A 17,068-nucleotide genomic window follows, 5' to 3' on the forward strand; every position below is an offset into this window, starting at 1 on the left:
TCCTTTGCGATCCTGCCGCTGCGCCGGATTGGGCGTCCGCGCTGATGGCGCCCCGCGTGCGTTCCTCAGCGCGTGACCGGCCGACCCGCGACCCACGTGGCCCGCACGGCCCGGTCGTCGCCCATCATGATCGTGGGAAACAGTGCCTCCCACAGATCCGCCGCCCGCGCGGCGCGCTGGGCGATGGCCGGGGTGGAGGCGAGGTCGAGCACCACGATGTCGGCCATCGCCCCGGCCCCCAGATGGCCCACCGTGCCGCCCATGTGCAGGCTGCGGGCGGACCCTTCGGTGGCCAGCCACATCAGTTGCGCCGGATGCAGCGCAGTTCCGCGCAGTTGCGCGATCTCGTATGCGGCGGCCATGGTACGCAGCATGGAAAAGCTCGACCCGCCGCCCGTGTCCGTCGCCAGCCCGATGCGCAGGCCCCGCGCCGCCAGCCCCGCCAGATCGAACAGCCCCGACCCGATGAAGGTGTTGGACGTGGGGCAGTGCACAACGGCGGCCCCCACCTCGGTCAGGCGGTCGATCTCGCGCGGCTCCAGATGGATCGCGTGACCATAGAGGCCGCGCGCCCCCAGCAGACCGAACGCCTCGTAGGTATCGAGGTAATCGCGGGCCTGCGGAAACAGGTCGCGGACCCATGCGATTTCGGGCAGCTGCTCGCTCAGATGCGTCTGCATCAGCGCGTTGGGCCGTTCCGACCACAAGGCCCCGAGGGCGCCGAGCTGCTTCGGCGTCGAGGTGGGCGAGAAGCGTGGCGTGATCGCATAGGTGGCGCGACCCGTGCCGTGCCAGCGGTCCAGAGCCGCCTTGCTGTCGTCATAGGCCGACTGCGCCGTGTCGCGCAGGCCGTCGGGGGCGTTGCGGTCCATGCAGGTCTTGCCGCCGACGACCGCCATGCCGCGGGCGGCTGCGGCGTCGAACCACGCATCCACGCTGCCGGGATGGATCGTGCAATAGCTGCACAGCGTCGTGGTGCCATGTGCCAGCGCCAGATCCAGCGTCGTGTCCGCCACGTCGCGGGCATAGGCGGGAACGGCCAGCCGCATTTCCTGCGGAAAGGTATAGGTGTTCAGCCAGTCGATCAGCTGCTTGCCCCAGCTGGCGACGATGGGGGTCTGCGGATAGTGCATGTGCGCATCCACGAACCCCGCGCTCATGAGTGCGTCGCCATAGTCGGTGACGGTGGCGTCCGGATGGGCGGCGCGCAGGGTGGCACCGTGGCCTACGGCGGCGATCCGGTCGCCTGCGATCAGCACGCCACCGGCGCTGTCGTGGCGGGTGGCCGCCTGCCAATCGGTCAGCGCCGGGCCGTCGAAGGCCAGCGTCTGGCCGAGGAGGAGATGTTTCTTCATCCCATGACCTTAGAATGACGGGCGGGCGGCCACAATCGCGCGCGGCGCGGTTGTGGCCGGTGCGCGACCGGCTATGGTGCGCGACACGCCATGCAGGGGGCCGCCATGACCGACGAGCAGATCAGGACGGACCTCGATCACGACCATGACGAAGCCTTCGGAATCACCGACCGTGTCGTGGCCGACGTGCTGGACGCGATCGACGCCCGCAACGTCGAGGATGTGGAGGCGCTGCTCGACCCGCTGCATCCCGCCGACATCGCCCACCTGATCGAGCTGATCGACGCCCGCCAGCGCCGCGAGCTGCTGACCCTGTGGAAGGGCGGCCTCGACGGCGACATCCTGTCGGAACTGGACGAGCGTCTGCGCGAGGAGATCATCGCGTCCCTTGCCCCACAGGAGCTGGCCGACGCCGTCCGCGATCTGGACAGCGACGACGTGGTGGACCTTGTCGAATACCTCGACGAGGACCAGCAAGAGGCGGTGCTGGACGCGCTGGAACCCGGCGACCGGGTGGCCGTCGAACAGTCGCTGTCCTACCCCGAGGAATCGGCGGGCCGCCACATGCAGGTCGAGCTGGTGCGCGCGCCACAGCACTGGACCGTGGGCGACGCCATCGCGCATCTGCGGTCGGACGTGGTGCTGCCGGATCAGTTCTATCACCTGATCGTCGTCGATCCCCGGCTGAAGGCCATGGGCTACGTTACGCTGGGCCGCATCCTGAGTGCTGCACCCCAGACGAAACTGACCGACCTGATGGAGGATTCTTTCCGCACCTTCCACGTCGCACAGGACGTGGAGGAGGTGGCGCAGGCGATCAACCACTATCACATGATCACCGCCCCCGTGGTCGACGACGACGACCGGGTGGTGGGCGTCATCACCATCGACGACGCCATGGCCTTTCTGGAACAGGAGGCCGAGGAGGATCTGTTGCGGCTTGCCGGTGTGGGCGAGGGCAGTCTGTCGGACCGTGTGCTGGAGACGACGAAGCAGCGCCTGCCGTGGCTGGCGGTCAACCTGTTCACCGCGATCATGGCGTCGCTTGTCATCTCGCTGTTCGAGGCGACGATCTCGTCGCTGGTGGCGCTGGCCGTCCTGATGCCCATCGTGGCGTCGATGGGCGGCAATGCGGGCACCCAGTCGCTGACGGTCGCGGTGCGCGCGCTGGCGACCCGCGATCTGACCGGATCGAACGTGTGGCGCGTCATCAGGCGAGAGGTCCTGGTGGGCCTGATCAACGGGATGCTGTTCGCGGTGGTGATGGGCATCGTCGGCGTGGTGTGGTTCGGTTCGCCCATGCTGGGGGCAGTGATCGCCGTCGCCATGATCATCAACATGGTGGTGGCGGGGCTGGCGGGGACGGGGGTGCCCATCGTGCTGGAACGCATGGGCGTCGATCCGGCGCTGGCGTCGGGCGCGTTCGTCACCACGGTGACGGACATCGTGGGTTTCTTCGCCTTCCTCGGACTGGCGGCGCTGTGGCTGCTCTAGCCGCGGCAAAGGCGGCGGCCCGCGCCGCCGCCATGGCCCGGCGGGCGCTGGCGCACCGGCCGGGGGATGCGGCGGTGGCCGATCATCTGCGCGCGGTGCTGACGGGACATCGCGGCACCCCGCTGGCGGGCTATTTGCCGATGCGGTCGGAAATCGACCCGTTGCCCGCCATGGCAGAGGCGGCGCTGCACGGCCCGGTCGGCGTGCCGGTGATCGCGGGGCCGGGGCTGGCGCTGGGCTTTGCCCGCTGGTCGCCCGATGCGCCGCTGGTGCCCGGCGGGTTCGGGACCCGCATCCCCGCGCAGGCTGTGCCGCTGACCCCGCGCATCCTGATCGTGCCGCTGCTGGCCTTCGACGCAGCCGGCGGGCGGCTGGGTTATGGCGGCGGCTTCTATGACCGCACGCTGGCCGTGCTGCGGCAGGCGGGGCCGGTGCTGGCCATCGGCTACGCCTATGCGGCGCAAGAGGTGGACGCGGTGCCGCTGGATGCCACGGATCAGCCCCTCGACATGGTGGTGACGGACCGTGACGTGCGGACATTCCCCCGCGAGAGCGCCGCATCACGCCAAAATCCGGTGGCATCGGGTCGCCGCACACCGTAACCGTTGCGCCATGAAGATCATGTTTCTGGGCGACGTCATGGGACGCGCGGGCCGCAGGGCCATCACCGACCACCTGCCGCGCCTGCGCCGGGACTGGTCCCTCGATTTCGTCGTGGTGAACGGCGAAAACGCGACGAACGGCGCAGGCCTGTCGCCGGATCATGCCAAGGCGATCTTCGACGCCGGGGCCGACGTGGTGACGCTGGGCGATCACGCCTTCGACCAAAAGGACATGCTGACCCACATCGCCAAGGAGCCGCGCATCATCCGGCCCCTGAACTATTCCAAGGCGGCACCCGGCGTCGGTGCGCGGGTGTTCAGCGATGCCCGCGGGCGCAAGGTTCTGGTGGCGCAGGCGCTGGGGCAGGTGTTCATGAAACGGCCCTTCGACGATCCGTTCTCGGCCCTCGACGCGGTGCTGCGGCAGTACCCGATGGGCGGTCAGGTGCAGGCCACGCTGATCGACATCCACTGCGAGGCCACGAGCGAGAAGATGGCCGTCGGCCATTTCTGCGACGGGCGCGCCAGCATCGTGGTGGGCACGCACACCCATGTGCCGACCGCCGACGCGATGGTCCTGCCCGGTGGCACCGCCTATCAGTCGGATGCGGGGATGTGCGGCGATTACCAGTCCGTCATCGGGATGGAGCCTGACGAGCCGCTGCGCCGCTTCATCACCGGCATGCCGAAGGGACGCTTCGTGCCTGCCGAAGGCGAAGCGACGCTGTCGGGCCTCTATGTGGAAACCGACGACCGCACGGGCAAGGCTGTCATGTGCTGCATGGTGCGTCAGGGCGGGCGGCTGTCGCAATCCGGCCCCATGTCCTGACGGGCCAGCCTGATCGCCATTGCGCAGGCGGCGGCTTGGCGTAACAACGGCGTGACGAATCTACGGGGTCGCGCCATGATCGAAATCGCCTTTCTGATCGAACATCAGGCCATCGTGACATTCGCGGTGCTGGCCGTGATGTTCCTGCTGTTCCTGCGAGAAACCTTTCCCACGGAAGTCGTGGCGATGGGCGGGGCGGCCTTCCTGCTGATCACCGGCATCCTGCCATTCGATCAGGCGGTGGCGGTGCTGTCGAACGCGGCGCCGTGGACCATCGCGTTCATGTTCATCATCATGGGTGCGCTGGTGCGCACCGGCGCGCTGAACTACGTCACCCAGATGGCCGAGGCGGCGGCCCGCCGCAACCCAAGGCAGGCAGTGGGCGGCGTCATGGGCTTCGTCGTTGCCGCATCGGCGTTCGTCAACAACACCCCCGTCGTCGTGGTGATGCTGCCCGTGTTCGTGCAGATGGCCCGTACGCTGAAGGTGTCGGCCTCCAAGCTGCTGATCCCGCTGTCCTACGGGTCCATCGTCGGCGGCACGCTGACGCTGATCGGCACGTCGACGAACCTCGTCGTGGACGGTGTCGCCCGCCAGTCAGGGATGGACCCGTTCGGCATCTTCGAGATCACGCCCATCGGAATCGTCATCGCGATCTGGACGCTTGGCTATCTCGCGCTGTTCGGCAATCGCCTGCTGCCGGACCGGGACAGCATGGCGGTGATGCTGTCGGACCGCACCAAGATGCGCTTCTTCACCGAGGCGGTGATCCCCCCGGACAGCAACCTGATCGGGCGCGCGGTGCTGGGGGTGCAGCTGTTCAAGCGCGAGGGCGTACGCCTGATCGACGTGATCCGCGGCGACGCGTCCCTGCGCCGCGATCTGGAGAATGTCACCCTGCAAGTGGGCGACCGCGTCGTGCTGCGCACCGCGATCACGGAACTGCTGTCGCTGCAGAAGACCAAGGAATTGCGCCGCGTCGATCAGGTGTCGGCGGTGGAAACCTCGACCGTCGAGGTGCTGATCTCGCCCGAATGCCGCATGGTGGGCCGCAATCTGGGCGACCTGCGCCTGCGGCGCCGCTACGGTGTCTATACGCTGGCCGTCCATCGTCGCGACCGCAACATCGGGCGGCAGCTGGACGAACTGATCGTCAAGGTCGGCGATACCCTGCTGCTGGAAGGGGCACCTGCCGACATCCAGCGCCTTGCGGTGGACATGAATCTTGCCGATGTGTCCAAACCCTCGGCTCGCGCGTATCGCCGGACACATGCGCCCATCGCCATCGGCGTGATGCTGGCGGTGGTGATCCTTGCCGCCTTCGATGTGGCACCGATCCTGCAGCTGTCTTTCGTCGGCGCGGTGACGGTGCTGGTGACCGGCTGCATCGACACCGACGAAGCGTTCGGGTCCATCGACGGACACCTGCTGGCACTGATCTTTGGCATGCTGGCGGTCGGCGCCGCGCTGGAGGCATCCGGCGGGGTAGAGCGGATCGCGGGAACGCTGGCGCCGTGGATGCAAACGCTGCCGCCGTTCTTTGTGATCCTTGCGGTCTATACGCTGTCGACGGTGCTGACCGAATTGGTGTCCAACAACGCGGTGGGGGTGGTGATGACGCCCATCGCCATCGGTCTGGCACAAGCACTGGGCGTCGATCCGCGCCCGCTGGTGATCGCGGTGATGATGGCGGCCTCGGCCAGTTTCGCGACACCCATCGGCTATCAGACCAACACGCTGGTCTATGGTCCGGGCGGCTACCGCTTTACCGACTTCTTCCGCATCGGCATCCCGCTGAACGTATCGCTGGCGGTGATCTGTTCCATCGCGATTCCGATCCTCTATCCGCTCTGACCGCAGGCTTGCGAGGCTTGCGGTGGGGGCGGGGCCTGCGCTATAGCGGCCCGCAGTCAGCGTCGGAGCAAAGGGGCAAGCGCCATGGCCGGACATTCCAAATGGGCGAACATCCAGCACCGCAAGGGGCGTCAGGACAAGCTGCGCGCCAAGCTGTTCAGCAAGATGAGCAAGGAAATCACCGTGGCCGCCAAGATGGGCGACCCGGACGTGGACAAGAACCCGCGCCTGCGCTTGGCCGTCAAGGAAGCCAAGCAGAACTCCGTCCCCAAGGAAGTGATCGAGCGCGCGATCAACAAGGCCGTGGGCGGCGACGCCGAAAGCTATGACGAGATCCGGTATGAGGGCTACGGCCCCAACGGCGTCGCCATCATCGTGGAGGCGATGACCGACAACCGCAACCGCACCGCGTCCAACGTCCGCTCTACCTTTACCAAGAACGGCGGCAATCTGGGCGAAACGGGCAGCGTCGGGTTCATGTTCGACCGCAAGGGCCAGATCGTCTATCCCGCATCGGTCGGCGACGAGGACACCGTGATGATGGCCGCGTTGGAGGCGGGGGCCGAGGACGTGCAGTCCGACGAGGGCGCGCATGTGGTCTATTGCGCCGCGACCGACCTGAACGACGTGTCCACCGCGCTGGAAAAGGCGCTGGGCGAGGCCGAGAGCACCAAGCTGGTGTGGCTGCCCAACATGCAGACCGAACTCGACCTCGACGGTCTGACGAAGCTGATGAAGCTGGTCGAGACGCTGGAGGATGACGACGACGTGCAGTCGGTCACCACCAACGTCGAGGCATCCGACGCGGTGATGGCGGCCTACGCGGGCAGCTGATCGGTCTGCGGTGCGATGCAATGGGGGCGGTGCTGCGGCGCCGCCCCCATTGCGTTCAGGGGGCCGTGGTGGCCTGCGGACGGTGACGGGCGGCGAGGCGGTCGAGCAGCGATTGCGCCGTGATCTGCCCGATGGGCTGGCCGTCGGCGGTCACGGTCAGCGGCCCGTCCGTGGTGATGCGGTCGATGATCCGCTGCACGGGCGTTTCGGCATCGACGGCGGCCCCATTGCCCGCACCCGGACCCATCACGTCCCGCGCGCACAGCACGCCCAGCGGGTTCATGTGGGCCACGAAATCCGCCACATACCCGTTCGCCGGTCGCGCGAAGATCTCGCGCGGGGTGCCGGTCTGCACGATGCGGCCGCCTTCCATGATGGCGATGCGGTTGCCCAGTTTGAACGCCTCGTCCAGATCGTGGCTGACGAAGACAATGGTGCGCCCACGCCGCGCCTGCAGGTTCAGCAACTCGTCCTGCAGCCGCGTGCGGATCAGCGGATCAAGGGCGCTGAACGGCTCGTCCATCAGCAGGATCGGCGCATCGGTGGCAAAGGCGCGGGCAAGGCCGACGCGCTGCTGCATGCCGCCCGACAGCTCGCCCACCAGCGCGTCGGCGCGGTCGGACAGGCCGACCAGCGCCAACTCCTCCTCCACCCGCGCGCGGCGCTGTTTGGCGGATTGCCGCGCCAGTTCCAGCCCTAGCCCTACGTTGTCGCGCACGCTGCGCCATGGCAGCAGGCCGAACTGCTGGAACACCATCGCGACATCATGCAGTCGCAGATCGCGCAGGGTGCGGGCGTCGGCCCGTGTGACGGACTGCGTGCCGTTGGCCGTGGTGATCCGCACGTCGCCGCGCACCAGCGGGTTCAGGCCGTTCACGGCCCGTAGCAGCGTCGACTTGCCTGACCCTGACAGGCCCATCAGCACGAGGATTTCGCCCGTCTGCACTTGCAGCGAACAGTCGTGGACGCCGGGCACTTGCCCGCAGGCGGCCTGAACCTCGGCTCGCGACAGGCCGCTGTCCATGTGTGGCAACGCAGTTGCGGGATCGTCGCCGAACACGATGCTGACGTTCTCGAATGTGACGGCGGCGGTCATGGCGTATCCTCGGCCGGGATGAAATGCAGCGTGCCCACCGTGCGCACCTGACCGGTGTCGGTCGGGTGGTTCTGTCCGTCCAGGACGGCGGACAGGAACGGCGATTGTCCGTCCAGACAGGCGAGGTTCACGCCGATCTGGTGCGGGTTCGATTGCCGCGTGTGGTGGGTATAGATGCCGCAGGTGCTGCAGAAGTGATGCGCCGCCGCCCCGGTGTTGAAGCGGTAGGTTCTCAGCACCTCGGCCCCGGTCAGCAGGCGCAGGCCATCCAGTTGCGCGCTGACCGCGACCGCACCGCGCCGTGCGCACAGCGAGCAAGTGCAGCGCCGCGCCGTCGCCAGACCGTCGGTCAGCGTCACGGTGAACGTCACGGCGCCGCAATGGCATGATCCGCGATGCACGCTCATCGCGGGCGCATCCGCAGGGTGCGGTCCAGCATGATCGCCACGACGACGATGACGAGACCCGCCTCGAACCCCAGCCCGGTGTTGACGGTGTTCAGCGCCCGCACCACCGGCACGCCCAGCCCGTCCGCGCCCACCAGCCCCGCGATGACGACCATCGACAGCGACAGCATGATCGCCTGATTGAGCCCCGCCATGATCTGCGGCAGGGCGGAGGGCAGTTCCACCTTCCACAGCAGCTGGCGGCGGGTGGCACCAAAGGCCTGCGCCGCCTCGACCAGCCCCAACGGCGTGCCGCTGATACCCAGCTGCGTCAGCCGGATGGGCGCGGGCAGCACGAAGATCACAGTGGCGATCAGCCCCGGCACGATGCCGATGCCGAACAGCACCACCGTGGGGATCAGATAGACGAAGGTGGGCAGCGTCTGCATCAGGTCCAGCACCGGCCCCACCGCCCGCCAGAGGCGGGGATGATGCGCCCCGGCGATGCCCAGCGGCACACCAACGACCATGCAGACGGTGCAGGCCATGACCACGAGGGTCAGGGACTGCACCGTCTCCTCCCAATAGCCTTGGTTGAGGATGAAGGCGAAGCCCGCCAGCACCAGCATGGGCGCCTGCCAGCGGCGCTGGATCGCCCATGCGACGGCGGCGAAGACCGCGATGATCAGGAGCGGCGGCAGCGCCAGCAGGCCGTCGGTCAGCCCGTCGAAGCCGTCCTTCAGCGCATCCGCGAAGGTGTCGATCACCGCCCCCGCCCGGGCGTTCAGCGCGTCGAAACCCGCACTGGCCCAGTCCCCGACGGGGATCTTGTATCGTGTTAGCCAGTCCATGCGGGTGCTCTCAACAGGGGGTGGCGCGGGCCGGCGTGGCCCTCAACCGGGATCAGATTGCCAGAATCAGCTGACCCGAATCAGCTTGCCAGCGCGTTGGTGACGGCGGCCACGGCGTCGCCGCCGTCCAGCGTGGTCACACCGTCCAGCCAGCCTGCCCATGCGTCCGGGTTGGCGGCCAGCCACGTCGTCGCGGCCTCTGCTGGGTCGGTGCCGTCGTTCAGGATCGCCCCCATGATCTCGTTCTCCATCTCGAGACTGAAGACGAGGTTCTCCAGCAGCTTGCCGACGTTCGGGCAGGCCGCACCAAAGCCTGCGGTCGTATTGGTATGCACCGTGGCACCGCCGAGGTTCGGGCCGAACCAGTCGTCGCCCCCCTCTAGGTACGTCATGTCGAAGCGGGCGTTCATCGGATGCGGCTCCCAGCCGAGGAACACGATGGGGGTGTCGCTGCCATCCGCACGCGCGACCTGCGCCAGCATCCCCTGTTCGGACGATTCGACCACCTCGAACGCGCTCAGTCCGAACGCATCCGCCGTGATCATGTCGAGGATCAGGCGGTTGCCGTCGTTGCCCGGCTCGATGCCATAGATCTCGCCGTCCAGCGCATCGGCGTGGGTGACGATGTCGGCGAAGGTGGCGATGCCCAGATCGGCGGCGGCGCGGTTCACGGCCAGCGTGTATTTCGCGCCCTCCAGATTGGCGCGCACGCTTTCGACGGTTCCGGCCTCCAGATAGGGGGCGAGGTCAGCCTCCATCGTGGGCATCCAGTTGCCCAAGAACACATCCACGTCGCCTTTGGCCAGGCTGACATAGGTGACCGGCACGCTCAGCAGTGTCGTTTCCGTCTCGTATCCCAGCGCCTCCAACACGGCGGTGGTGGCGGCGGTGGTGGCGGTGATGTCGGTCCAGCCCACATCGGCGAACGTGACGCTGTCGCAGGTGTCCTGCGCCAGTGCAGGGGTCGCGGCGATAAGGGCCAATACGGATAGGGAGGTTTTGAGGGTCATCGAATTCTCCAACGCGGCGTTTATTTTGATTGACCAGTCAATCAAGAACTGGTTTACTAGAGGGACATGTAAGGATTCTGCGCGATGCCCCGGCTCGGGATGGAACCTATACGGCGTGCCGCCCTCGTGAAAGCCACAATCGTCGAAGTCGGGCAGGCCGCGTCGCTTGACGTCACGGTCGGTCGCATCGCGGCCCGTGCAGGCGTGTCGTCGGCGCTCGCGCATCACTACTTCGGCGGCAAGGATCAGATCCTGAACGCGGCCATGCGGCAGATCCTGCGCGACTACCGCGTCACCGTTGTGGCAGCCCTGTCGGGGGCCACGGACCGGGCCGCGGCCATCGTCACCGCCAGCTTTGCGCCCACATTCTTCGATCCCGATACGGTCAGTGCGTGGATGACGTTCTACGTGCAGGCGCAGGGAAACCCGCAGGCCAGCCATCTGCTGGGTATCTATCAGCGCCGCCTGCGGTCGAACCTGACCCACGCCCTGCGCGGGCAGTTGGCGGATCCCGCCGCCGCCGCCGACCTGCTGGCGGCGCTGATCGACGGTCTCTACATCCGTCAGGCGTTGGCCGCACCGGACACGGATGCCTCTGCGATTGCACTGAAACTGCTGGGCACGCTGCGCGCCGCGGGCTGATCCTCCCACTGCCAGCCTATCATCTTGTCCGACATACTCCCGCGCGGCGCGCTGCGGCCCAGCGGGCCGCAACACCGATGCGTCAGGCCGCCAGATCGTCCGGCGTGATCGCCAGCAGATCGTCGGACCCTTCACGCACATGCGCGAGCAGCCCCGTCACCTCCGGCAGCAACCGCTTGACATAGAACCGTGCCAGCCGCGCGCGGGCCGGATCGCCGTGGATCGCCGCAGCCAGATGCGCATGGCCCCCCAGCACGCGGGCGAAGGCGGCCAGATAGGGTACCGCCCCCGCGAACCGCTGCTGCAGATCGCCCTGCGCCACCAGCCAGTCCGTCGTCTCGCGCAGATCCTCTGCGGCCTGCCAGACCGCTTCCGCCAGATCCGTCTCGCCGTTGCGGGCGGCTTCCGCACCGGTCTGGACCGCTTCGATCAGCAGGCGCGCGGCCTCGCCGCCGTCCATCAGCTTGCGGGCCACCAGATCCATCGCCTGAATGCCGTTGGTGCCCTCATAGATCGCGGTCACGCGCACGTCGCGCAGGTATTGCGCGGCCCCGGTCTCCTCGACGAACCCCATGCCGCCATGGACCTGCACGCCCAGTGACGCCACCTTGATGCCGGTATCTGTGCCAAAAGCCTTGGCGATCGGCGTCAGGAACGCCGCACGTGCCGTCCAGCCCGCATCGTTCGTGGCCCGTGCCATGTCGATGGCGCCTGCGCACATCATCGCGATGGCGCGCGCGGCAAAGATGTCGGCCTTCATCTCGGCCAGCATCCGGCGCACGTCGGCATGTTCGATGATGCTGCCGGTGCCGCCGACGCGGCCCTGCTTGCGGTCCTGCGCATAGGCCAGCGCATGCTGATAGGCCGCATCGGCGATGCCGATACCCTGCGTGCCCACGCCAAGGCGCGCGTTGTTCATCATCGTGAACATCGCCGCCATGCCGCCGTTCTCGGGTCCGACCATCCAGCCGACAGCGTCGTCGTATTCCATCACCGCCGTGGGGCTGCCGTGCAGGCCCAGCTTGTGCTCCAGACTGACGACGCGCAGGCTGTTGGACTTGCCCGGATTGCCGTCCGCATCTGGAATGAACTTGGGCACCAGGAACAGGCTGATGCCCTTGGTCCCCGGCACGCCGTCCGGCAGGCGCGCCAGAACCAGATGGCACACGTTGGCAGTGAAATCGTTGTCCGCCCAAGAGATGTAGATTTTCTGCCCGCTGATCGCATAGGTGCCGTCGCCGTTCGGCGTGGCCTTGCTGCGCAGCGCACCCACGTCGGACCCCGCCTGCGGTTCGGTCAGGTTCATGGTGCCGCACCATTCGCCGGAGATCAGCTTGGGGATGTAGAGGTCGCGCAAGCCGGCATCCGCATGATGCTCCAGCGCCTCGATCTGGCCTTGGGTCATCAGCGGGTTCAACTGCAGCGCGAGGCACGCCGCCGACATCATGTCGTTGACCGCCGTGGTCAGCGTCATCGGCAGGCCCATCCCGCCGTTCGCCGGATCCGCCGACATGCCGATCCAGCCGCCTTCCGCGATCGCGCGGTAACCGTCGGCAAAACCGGGGGACGTGCGGACCACGCCATTTTCCAGCCGGGCCGGGTGTTTGTCGCCGCTGCGGTTCAGGGGGGCCAGCACGTCCTCGGACATGCGGCCCGCTTCCGTCAGGATCGCCTCGACGGTCTCCGGCGTGGCCTCGGCAAAGGTGTCGGTCGCGGCGATGGCGGCAAAGTCGGTAACGTGGTCCAGCAGGAACCGGAAATCGGCGACGGGGGCGCGGTAGGGCATGGGGGCTCCTCCTGAGCGATGCTTGGCAAGGCGGTGCGGTGGCGGTATGCACCCCCCGTTGTTCCCGAAAGTATCCGCCCCGTGAAACCGCGCAATCACAACGCCACGTCAGAAGGCGGGGCCACGTCGGAAGCTTCGCCTGCGACGGTCGCGACACTGCGGCTTGCCCCCGACGCTGCAAGTCTGGCGCGGGCGGCCCGCCTGCTGGGCGACGGGGCGCAGGTCGCGTTTCCGACAGAGACGGTCTACGGCCTCGGTGCCGACGCGCGACAGTCGGAGGCAGTGGCGGGCATCTATGCGGCCAAGGGGCGGCCCAGCTTCAATCCGCTGATCGTGCATGTGGCAGACCTCGCGCAGGCGCAGGCGCTGGTGCATTTCACGCCGCAGGCGCTGACATTGGCGCAGGCGTTCTGGCCGGGGCCCCTGACACTGGTGCTGCCTCTGCGGGCGGGTGCGGGCATATCCACGCTCGTGACGGCAGGATTGGACACGCTGGCGGTGCGGGTGCCGGCCCACCCGGTGGCGCAGGCGTTGCTGCATGCGTTCGGCGGTCCGGTGGCTGCACCCAGCGCAAACCCTTCCGGGCGCATTTCGCCCACGACGGCGGCGCATGTGCTGGCGGGGCTGGCGGGTCGCATCGCGGCGGTGGTCGATGGGGGGGCCTGCACGGTCGGGGTCGAATCGACGATCCTCGACATGACCGGTGACCCCACCCTGCTGCGGGCAGGCGGCGTGTCGGCGGAGTCGCTGTCGGCCGTTCTCGGCGCACCGCTGGCTGTCCCCGCCACGTCCGTGACCGACGCCCCCGTCGCTCCGGGTCAATTGGCCAGTCACTACGCCCCACGCGGTGCGGTCCGGCTGAACGCCACCCATGCCGAACCCGGCGAGGTGCTGCTCGGCTTCGGCGCCGTCACCGGCGACCTGACCCTGTCCGCGAGCGGCGACCTGACAGAGGCAGCCGCCACACTGTTCGATGCACTTCACCGGCTTGACGACATGTGGGCTGCAGCCATCGCCGTGGCACCCGTTCCCGACGCGGGGCTAGGGGCCGCGATCAACGACCGCCTGCGCCGGGCTGCCGCCCCACGCAATCCGGGCTGACCAGAAGGTCAGGCGATGGCCGTCCCCTTCTTCTGGTTGGAAATATCCTGGGGGGTCCGGGGGGCTAGCCCCCCGGCCGGTCGGCGCGGTTCTGCCGCGCCGACACTCTTGACTTACATCACGTCCAGCAATGCCTTGGCCGCTGCTTCCGACGACGCGGGGTTCTGACCCGTGACCAGCTTGCCGTCCGTCACCACGAAGGACCCCCAGTCCGGCCCCTTGGCATAAAGACCGCCGTTCGCCTTCAGCATGTCCTCGACCAGAAAGGGCACCACGTCGGTCAGGCCGACGCCGTTTTCTTCGGTATTGGTGAAACCCGTGACATTGCGGCCCGACACCAGTGGCGTGCCGTCCGCGGCCTTGGTGTCCTTGAAGATCGCAGGCGCATGGCAGACCGCGCCGAAGGGGCGGTCGGCGGCGACCGTCGCCTCGATCAGTGCGATGCTATGGGCGTCGGTCGCCAGATCCCACAACGGGCCGTGACCGCCCGGATAGAAGACCGCGTCGTAATCGCGACCGACGATTTCGGACAGCTGCACCGTCTCGGCCAACGCCGCCTGCGCTTCCGGATCGTCCTTGAAGCGGTCGGTCGCCTCGGTCTGGGCGTCTGCTGCGTCGGACTTGGGGTCCAGCGGCGGCTGGCCGCCCTTGGGCGAGGCCAGCGTGACCGTCGCACCCGCATCCTTGAACACGTAATAGGGGGCCGCAAACTCCTCGAGCCAGAAGCCCGTCTTTTCGCCGGTATCGCCCAGCTGGTCGTGAGAGGTGAGAACCATCAGGATGTTCATGATCGGGTGCTTTCTGTCAGGGAAGGCGGCAGCCCATGTGGCCGGCCGCGTCGCCTGTAAAAGCCATCAGCGGCCCGATTGTTCCACCGGCCGTCGCGGCGGCGGCGGGCAGTGGTCCCGGCGCGGGCGGCAACCGGTCGTCGTGACGCCGTCAGCCTGCGTTCTGACGCTCGATCCAGGTGCGGTATTCCTCCGCCTCGCGGCGGGCGTCACGCAGGCCTTCCATCGCGGCGCGCAGCTCGGCCTCGGTCTGGGACAGCTGGTTGCTGATCTCGGCCTCGCGCTGCTGCAGATAGACGATCGCCTCGTCGCGGGTTTCCTCCGCCTCGTGCAGGGCCTGCGCCATGCGGTCCAGCTCGCCGATCTCGGCCTTCGTCACGCGGGTTGCGCGGTTGACCAGCCAACTGGCGAACCAGCCCATGGCAAAGGCGGCAAAGAGGATGATCGCTGTGGCGGCGATGAATTCGGTGCGGTTCACGGCGATGTCCTGTCGGTTGGCGTCATTCGGTGGCGTCGGTTTCGGTATCTGTCGCGTCGGTTTCCGCAGAATCGACTTCTTCGGCGTCGGCGTCGGCGTCGGCGTCCGCGGCCTCCTCCGCGGTGTCGGAGACCAGTGAGAACGCGATGCGGCGATTGGCCTCGCGGCCTTCCTCGGTGCCGTTGTCGGCGATCGGATCGGCTTCGCCATAGCCGATCGCTTCGAAGCTCGCGATCGGCACGCGGCGGATGCGCAGCGCATCAAGGACCGCTTCGGCGCGCGATTGCGACAGGGACTGGTTCATCTCCTCGCCGCCCTGGCTGTCGGTATAGCCCGCGATGCGCATGGGAATGTCGGGGCATCGCTCCAGCAGGTCGGCGATCTCGTCCAGGATCGGCTGAGAGCCCGACGATACCGTGGCAGAGCCGGGATCGAACAGGATCTTCTGCGCCTCGGTGACGGTCGTCACGGACGCGATGCACTCCTGTGGTGTCGGCAGGCCCGCCACGGGGTCCAGTTCCTCGACATAGACGATGTCGAGATCGGCCTCGGCGGTCTGCCCCAGCTTGTCCAGCAGCAGGCTGGTCACGGTGCTGGCGGCGGTCTTGCTGCCGGTGCGGCCCGTGACGGTCACCTGATCGGGCGTCACCACGACGCGCCCGTCGGACAGTTGCGCCAGTGCCTCGAGGCCGGCCAGCACGCGCACGGACCAGTCCTGCGGCAGATCCGCCGACAGGCGGGTGCCGAGGGTGACGTCGGCGGCGCCGAACTTCGCTGCGGCAAAGTTCTCGACCGTCATCGTGGCCAGATCGTCGCTCAACCGGCCGCCAAGCTGCACCGCGCCGTCCTCCGACAGGCTGGCGGTGAAGGTGGGCGGCCCCGCCGTCGTCGCATCGGGGGCGCGGGGCAATTCCACAGTCAGGGCGAATTCATCCGGCAGGGCGTTTTCCAGCACGCCGGCGACGCGGTCGAAGGTCGCCTGATCGGTGCTTTCCAACCCGACGAAGGTCACGTCCGTGTTGGCCAGGGTCACGGTGCCGCCGCCGATATCCGCGACGGCCCCGATCCCAAGGGCCACCGCCTCGCCCCAGTTGCGCGACGGCACGCCCAGCGCCTCGACGCAGGTGGCGTCACCGTCGAAGCCTGCGGCGGTCGCGGCGGCGATGATCCGGGCCTGCGTGTCCGGCGTGTCCACCGCGCAGGCGTCGAATCCCGCGGCGCCGTCCTGCAGCACGAAGCGCGTGGTGAAGGGCGAGATCACCGGACGCGGCGCCGTGATGTTCACGATCCGCCGCAGCCCTTGCGGCGCATTGCGGGCCAATGCTGCTTCCATCTGCGACTTTTGTGCTGTGCTGTCGGCGATGGCGCTGACCGTCACCCGGTCGGCACTGACCGAAATCTTGGCCCGCGGCAACTGGTCGAGGGCGTTCAGCGCATAGTCCATCGCGGCGGGCCACGTGGCGGGCGTTGGGTAATCCGCGGCTTCCAGCAGGTCGGTGACCGGCGCGCCATCGGCGATGGCCGCGATCCGGGCGTCCAGTGCCTCCTGGTCGGTGCTGGCGGGGATCAGGCCGATGATCGACACGCCGGTGTCGCCGCGCAGGATTTCAACCGCAAAGTCGGGGGCGGCGATGGCACCGCTGTCGGCCACGCTCATGTTGTCGATCACGCGGGCCGCATCCACCGCGCTGCCCGCCGCCGACATGGCGCGGAACCGCGCCGCCTCGGTCGGGGCCTGCCCTTCGATCACGATCTGCAACCCGTCGCCCATGACGGCGGCCCATGGCAGGTCCGCATCCACCACGGCCTCCTGTACGGCCATGACCGACACGTCCTCGACCACGGCGACGGTGGCGCGCGCGGCGAGGGTGCAGGCGACGGCGGCCCCGGCAAAGACGCCGAGCCGCATGAACAGATGGGACAGACGCAAGGGGACACTCCCGGTCGTTGGCGTGGCCTCGT

At 68.0% G+C, this 17,068-nt stretch carries 16 protein-coding genes; 7 read left to right on the forward strand and 9 right to left on the reverse strand.

Features of this window, described 5'->3' with window-relative positions:
* Window positions 1-65: 65 nt before the first annotated feature.
* Complete coding sequence (gene guaD, locus BMX16_RS03940) at window positions 66-1,355, reverse strand: guanine deaminase (protein WP_089899003.1); 1,290 nt, start codon at window positions 1,353-1,355, stop codon at window positions 66-68.
* A gap of 105 nt (window positions 1,356-1,460) precedes the next feature.
* On the opposite strand from guaD, the gene mgtE reads away from it, so the two are divergent.
* From mgtE to BMX16_RS03965, 5 genes are all read left to right on the forward strand, one after another.
* A complete protein-coding gene (gene mgtE / locus BMX16_RS03945) occupies window positions 1,461-2,849 on the forward strand; it encodes a magnesium transporter (protein ID WP_089899006.1) in 1,389 nt (462 codons plus the stop codon).
* Entirely contained in the window at window positions 2,837-3,451 is a 615-nt protein-coding gene (locus tag BMX16_RS03950; protein WP_281242566.1) for a 5-formyltetrahydrofolate cyclo-ligase, read from the forward strand. Before mgtE ends, BMX16_RS03950 begins: the two co-directional genes overlap by 13 nt.
* Window positions 3,452-3,461: 10 nt before the next feature.
* Window positions 3,462-4,280, forward strand: a complete 819-nt coding sequence (locus BMX16_RS03955) for a TIGR00282 family metallophosphoesterase (RefSeq protein ID WP_089899012.1) — start codon at window positions 3,462-3,464, stop codon at window positions 4,278-4,280.
* A gap of 75 nt (window positions 4,281-4,355) precedes the next feature.
* Window positions 4,356-6,134: an SLC13 family permease gene (locus tag BMX16_RS03960; RefSeq protein WP_089899015.1), complete on the forward strand. Its 1,779-nt coding sequence runs from the start codon at window positions 4,356-4,358 to the stop codon at window positions 6,132-6,134.
* Window positions 6,135-6,218: 84 nt separating this feature from the next.
* Window positions 6,219-6,968, forward strand: a complete 750-nt coding sequence (locus BMX16_RS03965; RefSeq protein ID WP_089899018.1) for a YebC/PmpR family DNA-binding transcriptional regulator — start codon at window positions 6,219-6,221, stop codon at window positions 6,966-6,968.
* Window positions 6,969-7,023: 55 nt separating this feature from the next.
* Here the strand turns inward: BMX16_RS03965 and choV are convergent, their stop codons facing one another.
* The 4 genes from choV to choX form a co-directional block, all read right to left on the reverse strand.
* The gene (gene choV, locus BMX16_RS03970; RefSeq protein ID WP_089899021.1) at window positions 7,024-8,064 is read right to left on the reverse strand and encodes a choline ABC transporter ATP-binding protein; all 1,041 of its coding nucleotides are present in this window, start codon (window positions 8,062-8,064) and stop codon (window positions 7,024-7,026) included.
* The gene (locus BMX16_RS03975) at window positions 8,061-8,471 is read right to left on the reverse strand and encodes a GFA family protein (RefSeq protein WP_089899026.1); all 411 of its coding nucleotides are present in this window, start codon (window positions 8,469-8,471) and stop codon (window positions 8,061-8,063) included. Before BMX16_RS03975 ends, choV begins: the two co-directional genes overlap by 4 nt.
* Window positions 8,468-9,301: a choline ABC transporter permease subunit gene (gene choW / locus BMX16_RS03980; protein WP_089899028.1), complete on the reverse strand. Its 834-nt coding sequence runs from the start codon at window positions 9,299-9,301 to the stop codon at window positions 8,468-8,470. The genes BMX16_RS03975 and choW overlap by 4 nt, the downstream gene beginning before the upstream one ends.
* Window positions 9,302-9,381: 80 nt before the next feature.
* On the reverse strand, window positions 9,382-10,311 hold the full coding sequence (gene choX / locus BMX16_RS03985) for a choline ABC transporter substrate-binding protein (RefSeq protein ID WP_089899031.1): 930 nt from the start codon (window positions 10,309-10,311) through the stop codon (window positions 9,382-9,384).
* A gap of 84 nt (window positions 10,312-10,395) precedes the next feature.
* Between choX and betI the strand changes: the two genes are divergently transcribed.
* Entirely contained in the window at window positions 10,396-10,953 is a 558-nt protein-coding gene (betI, locus tag BMX16_RS03990) for a transcriptional regulator BetI (protein WP_089899034.1), read from the forward strand.
* Window positions 10,954-11,035: 82 nt separating this feature from the next.
* On the opposite strand, the gene BMX16_RS03995 is transcribed toward betI, so the two are convergent.
* Window positions 11,036-12,739 carry an acyl-CoA dehydrogenase gene (locus BMX16_RS03995; RefSeq protein WP_089899037.1) on the reverse strand — a complete coding sequence of 568 codons (1,704 nt, stop codon included), beginning with the start codon at window positions 12,737-12,739 and terminating at the stop codon, window positions 11,036-11,038.
* 156 nt (window positions 12,740-12,895) lie between these two features.
* Between BMX16_RS03995 and BMX16_RS04000 the strand changes: the two genes are divergently transcribed.
* Entirely contained in the window at window positions 12,896-13,840 is a 945-nt protein-coding gene (locus BMX16_RS04000; protein ID WP_245731303.1) for an L-threonylcarbamoyladenylate synthase, read from the forward strand.
* 113 nt (window positions 13,841-13,953) lie between these two features.
* On the opposite strand, the gene BMX16_RS04005 is transcribed toward BMX16_RS04000, so the two are convergent.
* The 3 genes from BMX16_RS04005 to BMX16_RS04015 form a co-directional block, all read right to left on the reverse strand.
* Complete coding sequence (locus BMX16_RS04005) at window positions 13,954-14,628, reverse strand: type 1 glutamine amidotransferase domain-containing protein (protein ID WP_089899045.1); 675 nt, start codon at window positions 14,626-14,628, stop codon at window positions 13,954-13,956.
* A 151-nt stretch (window positions 14,629-14,779) separates the two neighbouring features.
* Window positions 14,780-15,106, reverse strand: a complete 327-nt coding sequence (locus BMX16_RS04010; protein ID WP_089899048.1) for a hypothetical protein — start codon at window positions 15,104-15,106, stop codon at window positions 14,780-14,782.
* A 22-nt stretch (window positions 15,107-15,128) separates the two neighbouring features.
* On the reverse strand, window positions 15,129-17,036 hold the full coding sequence (locus BMX16_RS04015) for an OmpA family protein (protein ID WP_089899052.1): 1,908 nt from the start codon (window positions 17,034-17,036) through the stop codon (window positions 15,129-15,131).
* Between the last annotated feature and the right edge of the window lie 32 nt (window positions 17,037-17,068).

This window comes from Loktanella fryxellensis (genome assembly GCF_900110065.1).
Taxonomy (GTDB): Bacteria; Pseudomonadota; Alphaproteobacteria; order Rhodobacterales; family Rhodobacteraceae; genus Loktanella; species Loktanella fryxellensis.

Bases quoted from the DNA above. Each gene is read 5' to 3' on its own strand.
- BMX16_RS04005 (WP_089899045.1), bottom strand. From the start codon at position 14,628: ATGAACATCCTGATGGTTCTCACCTCTCACGACCAGCTGGGCGATACC.
- BMX16_RS03960 (WP_089899015.1), top strand. From the start codon at position 4,356: ATGATCGAAATCGCCTTTCTGATCGAACATCAGGCCATCGTGACATTC.
- BMX16_RS03995 (WP_089899037.1), bottom strand. From the start codon at position 12,739: ATGCCCTACCGCGCCCCCGTCGCCGATTTCCGGTTCCTGCTGGACCAC.
- guaD (WP_089899003.1), bottom strand. From the start codon at position 1,355: ATGAAGAAACATCTCCTCCTCGGCCAGACGCTGGCCTTCGACGGCCCG.
- choW (WP_089899028.1), bottom strand. From the start codon at position 9,301: ATGGACTGGCTAACACGATACAAGATCCCCGTCGGGGACTGGGCCAGT.
- mgtE (WP_089899006.1), top strand. From the start codon at position 1,461: ATGACCGACGAGCAGATCAGGACGGACCTCGATCACGACCATGACGAA.
- betI (WP_089899034.1), top strand. From the start codon at position 10,396: ATGCCCCGGCTCGGGATGGAACCTATACGGCGTGCCGCCCTCGTGAAA.
- choV (WP_089899021.1), bottom strand. From the start codon at position 8,064: ATGACCGCCGCCGTCACATTCGAGAACGTCAGCATCGTGTTCGGCGAC.
- BMX16_RS03965 (WP_089899018.1), top strand. From the start codon at position 6,219: ATGGCCGGACATTCCAAATGGGCGAACATCCAGCACCGCAAGGGGCGT.
- BMX16_RS03955 (WP_089899012.1), top strand. From the start codon at position 3,462: ATGAAGATCATGTTTCTGGGCGACGTCATGGGACGCGCGGGCCGCAGG.
- choX (WP_089899031.1), bottom strand. From the start codon at position 10,311: ATGACCCTCAAAACCTCCCTATCCGTATTGGCCCTTATCGCCGCGACC.
- BMX16_RS03975 (WP_089899026.1), bottom strand. From the start codon at position 8,471: ATGAGCGTGCATCGCGGATCATGCCATTGCGGCGCCGTGACGTTCACC.